This window comes from uncultured Methanobrevibacter sp. (assembly GCF_937906425.1).
GTDB lineage: Archaea > Methanobacteriota > Methanobacteria > Methanobacteriales > Methanobacteriaceae > Methanobrevibacter.
In genome coordinates this window covers 1-9885 of record NZ_CALCYR010000256.1, presented here as the reverse complement: position 1 = coordinate 9885, position 9885 = coordinate 1, and the positions used below count along the sequence as shown (strand labels likewise).

At 27.9% G+C, this 9885-nt stretch carries 7 protein-coding genes; 3 read left to right on the top strand and 4 right to left on the bottom strand.

Features of this window, described 5'->3' with window-relative positions:
• Positions 1-183: 183 nt before the first annotated feature.
• Entirely contained in the window at positions 184-1584 is a 1401-nt protein-coding gene (locus Q0138_RS07565) for a DUF3100 domain-containing protein (protein ID WP_297982893.1), read from the bottom strand.
• 304 nt (positions 1585-1888) lie between these two features.
• Complete coding sequence (locus Q0138_RS07560; protein WP_297982887.1) at positions 1889-3148, bottom strand: tRNA(Ile)(2)-agmatinylcytidine synthase; 1260 nt, start codon at positions 3146-3148, stop codon at positions 1889-1891.
• A gap of 487 nt (positions 3149-3635) precedes the next feature.
• Here Q0138_RS07560 and Q0138_RS07555 point away from each other — a divergent pair, with 487 nt between their 5' ends.
• Positions 3636-4616, top strand: a complete 981-nt coding sequence (locus tag Q0138_RS07555; protein WP_297982895.1) for a transcriptional regulator — start codon at positions 3636-3638, stop codon at positions 4614-4616.
• Between the two features lie 270 nt (positions 4617-4886).
• On the top strand, positions 4887-5054 hold the full coding sequence (locus tag Q0138_RS07550; protein ID WP_297982885.1) for a hypothetical protein: 168 nt from the start codon (positions 4887-4889) through the stop codon (positions 5052-5054).
• A 399-nt stretch (positions 5055-5453) separates the two neighbouring features.
• Here the strand turns inward: Q0138_RS07550 and fdhD are convergent, their stop codons facing one another.
• Positions 5454-6284 carry a formate dehydrogenase accessory sulfurtransferase FdhD gene (gene fdhD / locus Q0138_RS07545; protein ID WP_297982884.1) on the bottom strand — a complete coding sequence of 277 codons (831 nt, stop codon included), beginning with the start codon at positions 6282-6284 and terminating at the stop codon, positions 5454-5456.
• Positions 6285-6722: 438 nt separating this feature from the next.
• Positions 6723-7538 carry a hypothetical protein gene (locus tag Q0138_RS07540; protein ID WP_297982881.1) on the bottom strand — a complete coding sequence of 272 codons (816 nt, stop codon included), beginning with the start codon at positions 7536-7538 and terminating at the stop codon, positions 6723-6725.
• Between the two features lie 421 nt (positions 7539-7959).
• Here Q0138_RS07540 and serA point away from each other — a divergent pair, with 421 nt between their 5' ends.
• The gene (serA, locus tag Q0138_RS07535; protein WP_297982879.1) at positions 7960-9534 is read left to right on the top strand and encodes a phosphoglycerate dehydrogenase; all 1575 of its coding nucleotides are present in this window, start codon (positions 7960-7962) and stop codon (positions 9532-9534) included.
• The last annotated feature ends 351 nt before the right edge of the window (positions 9535-9885 follow it).

Below are 9885 nucleotides of genomic sequence, written 5' to 3'. Positions count from 1 at the left end.
AATTAGAAAAAACCTAATAAAATAAAATAAAATTAAAAAAAATTATTTTTAAATAAATTAAAAACAATAAGAAAAATAGAAAATAGAAAACAGAAAAACAAGAAAAACAGAAAAATAGAAAAAAATAATTTAAAATTATTAAAATTGATTAAATTAAATTAAAATAAAACCAATTTAATTTAACTAAACTACTCCAGTTGCTATTAAAGTAATATGAGCAATTGCTGCAGAACAAAGATAAGTTCCTGAAATAACAATTAAAGTAATGATAATTCCTTTCCAACCGATCTTTTTAAATTCTTCCCAATCATTACCAATTGCAATACCTACATAAGCTAAAAATGCTGTACAGATTGTAGACAAGTCAATTTGAGAAACATAATGAATTACAAAGTTAGCGGTCGGCATACCAGGAATAGCTACAATAATACCGATTAAACTTATGTAAATGATTGATTGAATGTTTTTAGGAATTATCCTTTCAAGAGACATGCCTAAAATTGTAATGATTGAAATGATAATCATTCCAATGAATGAATCAATGAATGAAGTGTGATAACCAATAAGATTACCTACTGCAACAATAAATGAGAAAATGAGAAGCAAAACTGCCCATCTTTTAAGTTTTCCTGAACTTAACTCTTCCTTTGAAGCGTACTTATCGTGCTTTACCCCTTCGATTGCATACTCATCATCAATGGTTTCCTCATCATCATGACCAAAATGAGGGGCTAACCACCCATACATCTTTTCTGCAAGAGGTAATGAAACAAAAATACACATGTAAATACCGAAACAGAATGAAAGAAGATTACTGCATCCTGCAAAAGCTTCTAAATCAGTAGCCATTGAGGGAAACATATGCATTAACGGAGCCAAAGCTGCAGCATTCATACTTGCACTTCCTACACCTGAAGCCATAGCATAGGCATATGGATGCATTGGTATAACTGAAGCGCTGATACTTGATAGGAAACTGATAAATGCAGTACCTAAAATAGATCCGATTACAAAGACTGCTAAAACTCCACGAGTTTCTGGAGATTTAAATCCATATTTATCAATAATTATCCCTAAGTTAGGTTCACGACAAATAGAACTTGTCATACCTATCACTTCCCTTCTAAAACCAAGAAGCAATGCAATAGGCAATGCTATAAGAGTTCCTAAATTACCTATTTGCTGTAAAATAAGTGCAGGACCAACCTGGAAAATACTTGCAATAGATTGTCCACTTGAAATAGCTAATTTAGTGATTAAAACACCAATAAGCAAGACCATAATCCCTTCAGCTACTTTAGACTGCTTTCTGCCTACAAACTTAATAGGTTTAGCCAAATAAAGAAGCAATCCTAAAATAAGAGCATAGATTAAAGGCAATAATAAAATACTGATGGTGTCTGTAATCTTAATCTCCTTTACTCCAATTGTCATTGAAATAATAACTAAAACAAAAACAACCAAATGTATTTTATACTCAATCCATGGCGGCCTCTTTTTAATCGCCCTATCCGTTTTCTCCCTAAATGGATGTGAAGATTGTTGATCGTTTGAAATAAAATCCCACCTAAATAATAAAGGCAAATAATATTGAAAAATAATATTAAAACAAAAATAAATTAATAAAATTAATAAAATTTATATTTTTTAATCTACCTTATTTTTAGATTATATGTTAAGGTTTATAAATTAATACTATTTGATTTTAAAAAATGTATAATCGTGATAAACTATGAAAAATAATGACAAATAACTGACCAACAGTGATAGAAAAATTAAAAATTAAAATAAAATTATGTAAAATTATTCTAAAAAAAATTAAAAATTAAAAATTAAATAATGCGAGATTAATAAAAATTAAAAAAAATAAAAGAGAAAAGAACGAATTTTACAAATCCATACGGATTAAAGGTTTAGCCAAATGCCTTCTTGCTGAAACTGGAGTTTCATAGAATTTGCCATTTTTTAATGTCCTTTCTATTTTTTCAGCTATTTTTTCACTTGATTTTATCTTATTTCCACAATGTTTACACTTAAACCCTTTATTTCGTCCAGCAGAAGTCATTCTTTTACCACAGGAACAAATTGGATTCTTATAAACAGTATCATTAAGTTTTAAAACCTGAAACTTCTCAATATTAAAGGTGTTTTGCTCTCCAATACCGCCATAAAGCTCAATCAAATCCCCCTCCCTTAAGTTTTCAACAGTTTTTCTAAAATTCTTTGTAGGTTCATAAGCTGCACATTCTATCTCGCCGGACTCATCATAAAGTGAAAAGAACATATGTCCTCCTTCAATTATATGAGGCTTGTCCTTAACGGTTCCCTTAACCCTATAACAAGAATACTGCCTCATTAGAGCAATGGAACCCACATCCTGAATATGCATATCAGTATGCTGGTTAGTCTTGAAAATACAACTGTCCACTATTGTTTCATTAGGAATTACAATATCCCTTGCAATATCAAGAACTTCAGGACTGTTTGAGCGAATACCATACAAGACAGGGCATGGAGTTTTTGGTTCAATGGCCAAATATTTTCCATCAATATTTTCAAATGTTTCAGGATAAGTCTCTTTATCCATCAAAACAACAGAATCATAATCTATTTGACGAAGGGTACCATATCTTGAAGGATCCCTATAGGCCAATAGCTCATATGTGAAATCCTCCAATGGACAGGAAATTGCTGCAATTGAGCCGATGATTCCTCTTCCCTTCTTGAACTTATGTATCTCTGCACCGATTTTAGCTGCAAATTCTTCAGCCTCTTCAATTGTAATAATTGAATATATTGCCTTGAATGCATAATCAATCATTTCTTCAGTGATTTCCCCCCTGTAAAATACAACACCTGGATTTGTATTGTCACAGTCAAACATTGAAAGGGAGGAAACATTCCTTAAAACGATTTCCTTTACAAGCTCTAGGTCTTGGTTTAAATTAATTTTAAATGAAACTCCTCCGTTTCCACGAGTTTTAAATCTTGCAAATGGATTTAAACGAATAAGTCTTGGAAAACCTTCTATTTCAATTCCATTTTCCCTAAATTCGTTTAGAATAGTGGAAGCTAAAAAAGTGGTACACATTCCATCAGGAGAATCAGTATCATCAATACCTACATAAAAATAATCCATAAAAATCATTCACACAATTAAATAAATAAAAATAATTAAATTAAAATTAATTAATTAAAAAGAAATTAATTAATAAAAGTGAAATTAATTAATTAAAAAGAAATTAATCAATTAAAATGAAATTAATCAAATAAAATAAAATTAATCAATTAAAGTGAAATTAATTAATTAAAATGAAATTAATTAAAAATTAGACTAAATAAATCTTTTAATTAAAAATAATTAATTATAAAAATTTTTAAAAAAAAATTAAAATTTTAATAAAAATTTCATAAATAAATAGTCAATTTTATATTAACCTTAAAAGATATTTATAATTAAAATATATTATTAAAATATATTAAAACTATTTAATAAATACTATCAAAAAAATAGAAAAAATGTATTCGCATTTAAATTTAAGCTAAATTAGAAAAAATGTTTTATTCATTTTAATAATTCTTTAAAACAAATCAAATAAACTACTAAAACAAAAAAGCGAGGGCTTCCTATGGCAATTCAAAATAGGAATCAATTAATACAAGAGATTTATCATTTATTGAATAAAGAAGGATTTGAAACTTCAGACATTTATGAGCAAAGCTGTTTTGATATAGTTGCTCGTAAAAAACTACTTATTTTACTTTTAAAAGTCCTCGTAAACATTGATAGTATTAATGAAACCCATGTTGAAGAGATACGTAAGATTTCAAATGTTTTCCTCGCTTCACCAATCATTGTAGGCTTAAAGTCCAAAAATCATATCCTTGAAGAGGATGTGGTTTATGAAAGACATGGATTACCTGCAATTGGTCTTGAAACTCTTAAAAACATGATAATTTATGATGAATATCCCGAAATCCTTGCAGATAGAGGAGGATATTATGTTCAAATAAATGGAAATGTTTTAAAGGAATATAGAGAAGAATATAAACTCTCATTAAAGGATTTAGCAGATCTTGCACATGTTTCAAGAGCTACAATGTACAAATATGAAAATGGTATTGTAAGGGCAAATACTGAAACTGCAATGCTTCTTGAAGAGATTTTAAACACCAAAATCACTTTGGATATAGATCTTTTTGAACCATATCAAGAAGACATTAAGTTAAAGGCAGATACAAGTAATCTAAGCACTGCAAAAAATCAAGGAACAAATGCTCAGAATTTAGCAAAATTAGGATTTGGAGTAGTTTCCACCAACAAGAGCCCATTTGATGCACTTGCCAAGGCAGAAATTGCAACAAAGAAAAAGGACAATCCTTTAATTGCAAACTTAAATGTTCAAGACGAAAACAATGTAAAAACATTAAAGAAAATGGCCATTAGTCTTAAGGACCTTTCATTGGTTACATCATCTGATTCATTCTTCATCCTTAATGATGACAAGATCAAGGATTCTATTGATGGAATTCCAGTAGTGAAATCATGGGAAATGAAAGAATTTGAAAACTCAAATGAATTCCTAAAAATCATCAAGGAAAGAAGAAACAATTAAGAGTTTTAATTCTATTTTTAAAAAATAATATTAAAAAAAATATGTATTTTCACTTAATCTTATTTAATGAAAAATTTCATTGAATTTAAATTTTTTTCACTTGAATTTTTTTATAGAAAAATACTTTGAATTTAATATTTTTCAAATGATTTTTTTATTAAAGATAATGGAAAAATTGATTTGTTTTACAATGTACAAATTTTATACAAAATAAGTATTTCATGTAAATTCTTGTAATTACATGAAATGAAAAAATAAAGGAGAATTATTATGGCAATCAGTACTAAACAAATAACAATTATTTTAATCATTGCATTAATATTAGGAATTCTTATTATGTATTACACAAATACTATCAATCCAATTATTACGGGATTAGCAATTCTTGCAGTAATTGTTATTATACTTAATTTTTATCTTCTAAAGGTAAAAAAATAAATTTTTATCAAAATTTGAAATTTTAGAAAAAAATGATAATATCATTACATCATCATTAAACGATAATCAAAAAATTAGAAAAAAATACTAAAAATTTAAAAAATTTTGATTAAAAAAATTCTAAAAAATTAGAAAAAATTAAAAAAAATTGATTAAAAAAATCATGAAAAATAGTAAAAAAGATTTTTAATTTTCTTGAAAAATTTATCATAGATTAGAAAAATTGATCATGCACCATCTTAAAAAATACATAAAAAAAATAAAATTATCATTATAAAAAAATGATTAAAAAAAAAAATTAGAAAAAATAAGAAAATAAGAAAAAATAAGAAAATAAGAAAAAATAAATTAAATCAATGAAATTAAAAAATAAAAAATAAAAAAAGATAAATAAAAATATTATTTATCCAAGTTTACTCTTTCAGGAGCAGTGTATAGATTAAATCTGTTTCCACGAACAAAACCAATCATTGTAATGTTTCCTTTTTCAGCAATGTCATAACCAGAACCTGCTGGAGCGGCATTTGATACCAAAATAGGAATACCGACTCTAACTACTTTTATAAGCATGTCTGCAGGCATTCTACCACTGTAGGTTACATAACATTGACTTAAGTCATAACCTGCCCTTGCAGCTGCTCCAATTACCTTATCAACAGCTACATGACGACTTACATCTTCACGAGTAATAAATTTATCACCATAAACCAATTGTGCAACATGAACACTGCCAGTTTCCTGCCAAATTTCAGCCTTAGCAGTTAATCTTTTCATATTGCGAATGATTTCACTTGCATCAACTGTCAAGTCTGATTCTACAGCTTCAACATTTTTCAATTCACTTCTCCAACCACCTGCACTGTCAGACATTACACCTTGATATTCAAGCAGCCTACATGCACATGCATGTTTACATCCGCCAGATCTTTCCTGAACCAAATCATCAGATTCAAAGTCCTCTTCAGGAAGGTGATTTAAGGAAGTTTTAATTGTAACGTTTTTATCTTCTACTTCAATGCTTTCAATTTCATCCACAGACTTGATTAGTCCATCACCTAAACAGTAACCTACTGCAAAATCTTCAAGATCTGCAGGATAAGTTGAAAATTTACGAGGAGGTAAAAAATCTATATGAAAATAAATATTTTCATCCTCTACAGTTTCTTCCTCAACTTCATGATAATTTCCATCTTCCCATCGAATAGCGGGAATTTTTTTAATAAAATCCATAATAATCTTACCTAAAAATTTTATATTTTTTTTAAAAAAATTAATTAATCTTTACAAGTAAATATTTAACAATAGTTATATTTAAAAATTATCTTTTTCATATACCCCAAAAGACTAAAATAGGGCAAAATACACAAAAATTGAAAAAAATGACAAAAAATGTAAACAAAAGTATCTAAATTAATGATTTTTTAATAGAAAATGAAAAATAAAAAATAACTTTTAAAATTTCATGAAAAATAAAAAAATAGAATTAACTTATAAAAATAATTAAATTTCAAATTTCATGAAAATACTATTAAAAGTTCGTAAAATATAAAATAATTCTAAAAATATAAAATAATTCTAAAAATATAAAATTATTCCTAAAATATAAAATTAGATGTAAATTAAAAAATAAAATAAAAATTTTCTAAAAAACAAATTTGAATTTTTTAATCAAATATCCTTTAAGATATTGAAAGTTTGTTCTGCTTCCATTTCAGACGCTATACCAACAGCTACCATTTCAGCATAATCAAGAGTTTTCAAGAAATTAAAAGCCTCTTGAGGCATTTGAATACCAACAGCCAAAATCTTATTAATAATAACTTTCTTATCAATCTTTTTAAGCATATTTTCCAATTCTTCCTGTTTATCACTTCTAAAATCTGGAACGTCCATCATATAACCGACCTTATTAACAGGAATCATATAAAAGTCAAAAAGATTTTTGTCCTCAAGAAGAGGAGAGTCAATTAATTCTTGAGAGCTTTTAAAAGGAAAAGAAGTAATGATTCCAGATGGAATACCTGTATCATTGATTTTCTCCAAGATTTCAATAATAAAATCCCAATCATATGCATCAAAAAGGAATTCATCTACCAACATCATGGAATTGTCATATTTATCCAAATTTTCAATATCCTCTTTCCAAGTAGCTTCACGTCTAGCCTCTTCAAAATTAGGGATTACATAATCCATTTCTGTTTTACCTATAGTTGATACTGCCTTCATTTCAACACCATTTTCAATTGCAGCATCATATGCTTCTAGAAGTCCAGGCTTATTTGCAAGGTTTATGGAACGAACCCCACATTCGTAAGACTTTTCAATAATTTTACATACATTAGCAGGCCTTCTAAGTAAATCCATATTGTATAAACGAGTTCTATGACCAAAATAGGCATCTGCTAAAAATGGAGCATTTCCTAAAACCACACGAGGAATATTTTTTCCATTAAATTCTAAATCATCATTAAAAATAATAAACACAACCTAAAAATTGAAAAATAATAATCATTATCAAGATAATTTTTAATTTAAATAAGTATTAAATTTATCGACATAATAAGCAAAAACAAAATAACCCTAAAAAATAAGCATCAAAATTATCGAAATAATAAGCAAAAACAAAATAATGCCGATAAAACATACATTAAATTTATCCAAATAAAGAAAGAAGAAATAAAAAAATTATCAAAATACTATAAACATTGGTCAAAAATTATTAAATATTAAATATAAGATTAATCATAAATATTAATATTATAAATATCTATTAATTAATTAGAATTTTATAAATTAAGTTAATTAGACAAATTAAAAATTTGAATGATAAAACTTATTTTTACAAAGATATTTTAACAAAATAAAAATTACAAAATTATAAAAAACTTAATTGTTTGGTGAAAGAATGAAAGCTTTAATTGCAGACGCAATAAATGAAAAAGGTATTGAAAACTTAAAGGAAGTTGCTGAAGTCGTTGTTGACACAAGCATTACTCCTGAAGAATTACTCGAAACCATTGGAGAATATGACGCTATTATCGTAAGAAGTAGAACTAAATTACCTGCGGAAGTTATTGAAAAGGCAGACAATCTTAAAATCATTGCTAGAGCGGGTGTAGGTGTAGACAATATTGATGTAAATGCAGCTACCGAAAAAGGAATTATGGTAGTAAATGCACCTGAATCTACTTCAATCACTGTAGCAGAACACACAATGGGATTAATCTTAAGTACCATCCGTAAAATTGCAATAGCAGATAAATCTACCAAGGAAGGAAAATGGGAGAAAAAAGCATTTATGGGAATGGAACTTAGAAACAAAACCCTTGGTGTAATCGGTATGGGAAGAATCGGATCCCAAGTAGTTAACAGATGTAAGGCATTTGAAATGGATGCAATTGCATACGACCCATATTTACCTCCTGAAGTGGCTAAAAACATGGGTGTAGAATTATATGAAAATATTGAAGACGTTTTAACCAGATCCGATGTTATTACAATCCATGTACCTTTAACTCCTGAAACCGAACATTCAATATCCACTGAACAATTTAAATTAATGAAAGACACTGCACTTATCTTCAACTGTGCACGTGGTGGAATCATTGATGAAGATGCATTATATGATGCTTTAAAAAATGGAGAAATAATGGGTGCAGGTCTTGACGTATATGAAGAGGAACCTGCAAAAGACAATAAATTATTCGAATTGGATAATATTGTATGTACTCCTCACATTGCAGCTTCAACCAAAGAGGCACAAAGAGATGCAGCAATCATCGTTGCAAATGAAGTCATTACCTTATTCAAAGGTGGAATGCCTAAAAACATTATTAACATGCCACGCATGAACAACAGTGACTTTGATGAAACCAACGATTACCTCACACTCTGTGAAAAATTAGGAAGCTTCATTTCACAAGCAACAAGCAGCCCTATTAAAAAATTAGAAATTACATATAAAGGAGAAATCAACACTCTTCCTAATAAGGAATTGTTTACAAGAACAATCTTACAAGGAATCTTAAATCCTATCACTGAAACTGCTGTAAATACAGTCAATGCAAGTTCTGTAGCAAAAGCCAGAGGAATCAGCATTACTGAAGCTGTAAGTGATGACAGCGAAGGTTACTCCACCTTAATCAAGGTTGCAGTTGAAACCAAAGACGGCAAAATGTCTGCTGAAGGAACCTTCTTACATGAAGCTAAAATCATTAAGGTAAATGGTTATTGGGTAGATGTAAAACCGGAAGGACACATGTTTATCGCTAAATACAAAGATATTCCTGGAAGCATTGGTGCTATTGGCACTAAATTCGGTGAAGAAAACATCAACATAGGCATTATGCAAGTAGGTAGAGATTCTACTGGCGGAGAAGCAGTGATGATTCTTACTTTAGACGAAGAACCATCCAAAGAAGCTGTGGACAAAATCAAAGATTTAGACAATGTCTATGACGCAACTAAACTTAATTTATAGTTGTAAAATTAATTATTAAATTCATGAACATTTCATGAATTTTTCTCTTTTTCTTTTTTTAAAACCTTTTAAAAATTACTGTTTTTTTAAAAAAAAACAATAAAAAACTATTTTTTTTAAAAATCTTTTAAAATTACTATTTTTAAAAAAAAAACTTTAAAAAACTACTCTTTTTTTAAAAATCTTTTAAAAATCACTGTTTTTATAAAAAAACATTAAAAAACTACTCTTTTTAAACTTTTATTAAATTATAGTTGTGGACAAAAAATTTTTATAGTATTATTGACAAAATAATATTATGGCAAGAAAAGCATTTGTAGACAAAACAATTTCAAGAAACACTATACGTGA